The organism is Marinobacter sp. EN3 (assembly GCF_000475315.1).
Classification (GTDB): Bacteria; Pseudomonadota; Gammaproteobacteria; order Pseudomonadales; family Oleiphilaceae; genus Marinobacter; species Marinobacter nauticus.
This window is the reverse complement of sequence record NZ_AXCC01000076.1, coordinates 1-1,096: the sequence shown is the minus strand read 5'-3', so window position 1 is coordinate 1,096 and position 1,096 is coordinate 1. Positions and strand designations below refer to the sequence as shown.

Below are 1,096 nucleotides of genomic sequence, written 5' to 3'. Positions count from 1 at the left end.
GGCGTTAAGCTTTATTGTTGCGCGGTGCGCAACGTGCTAGTATTCCTTCATGATTAAATCATTCCGTCACAAAGGACTGAAGCGGTTTTACTCGACCGGCCACACGTCTGGCATACAACCCGACCATGCCAAGAAGCTGCGTATGCAGCTGGCTGCTCTGGATACGGCGACTTCAGTGGAAGATATGGATATTCCTGGTTTTCGGCTTCATCCATTGAAGGGCAAAGACAAAGGCCGGTGGTCGATTAGGGTTAACGGAAATTGGCGCATGACGTTCGAATTTCAGGACGGCAACGCCTACATTCTTGATTATGAGGATTATCACTAATGACTATGCATAATCCGCCGCATCCTGGTGAATTCATTCGTGAGGTGTACCTGGAGCCTTTCGGTATCAGCTCTCGTCAGCTTGCTTCCAGTCTGGGCGTTTCACCCTCCACTTTGTCTCGGTTGCTCAAAGGGGATAGTGGCATTAGCCCTGAAATGTCGCTACGGCTGTCCAAGGTTCTCGGGCGTACTCCTGAGAGTTGGTTGGCGATGCAAGATATGTATGACCTATGGGTGGCTCGCGGCACAGTCAATCTGGATGGTATTCATCGGCTGGACTTCGAAGCAGCTTAACCAGTGGCTGTTGTCGGACGCGCCTGCGCTGGCGCTCCGGCACGCCGCAAAGCCAGGCGTTATATGTCATGAGTACTGTCGAACAAAGAATTATCTGGCTGGGTATGGCCATCATGTTGGGCTATCTGGTGGTTTATCAGTTCTTCTTTCTACCCCAGTTCAGCGGCAACGAGCCGTATGTCGGCGAAGCCGCGATAGCCTATCTAGGTTGGTTTACAGTGGGCACGACGTTCGCCTGTATCGTTCTGCTTCTTCGTGACCTCAAACGGCGAGATATATCGGGCAAAGCCGGTTGGTTTATTGGTATCGTATTTTTCACTTGGGTGGGTCTGCCGTACTATTTCTTCAAGCACGCGCGGCGACCGTTGCCAAATGCCATATAACCAGTCGCTTTAGTACGCGGCCGATGGCCGCCGGACGCCCTTTTCATTGCGGCTTCGCCTTCATTGCAAGGGCGCCGCTAAGCTCAGCGTTA

3 protein-coding genes are annotated in these 1,096 nt (G+C 52.4%); all 3 read left to right on the top strand.

The genetic code is table 11. The features are described 5' to 3' along the window. Positions 1-49 precede the first annotated feature (49 nt). A complete protein-coding gene (locus Q675_RS0119445; RefSeq protein WP_031211838.1) occupies positions 50-328 on the top strand; it encodes a type II toxin-antitoxin system RelE/ParE family toxin in 279 nt (92 codons plus the stop codon). Further along, on the top strand, positions 328-621 hold the full coding sequence (locus Q675_RS36315; RefSeq protein WP_023012140.1) for a HigA family addiction module antitoxin: 294 nt from the start codon (positions 328-330) through the stop codon (positions 619-621). The genes Q675_RS0119445 and Q675_RS36315 overlap by 1 nt, the downstream gene beginning before the upstream one ends. A 68-nt stretch (positions 622-689) precedes the next feature. Beyond that, complete coding sequence (locus Q675_RS36310; protein ID WP_023012139.1) at positions 690-1,004, top strand: PLDc N-terminal domain-containing protein; 315 nt, start codon at positions 690-692, stop codon at positions 1,002-1,004. The last annotated feature ends 92 nt before the right edge of the window (positions 1,005-1,096 follow it).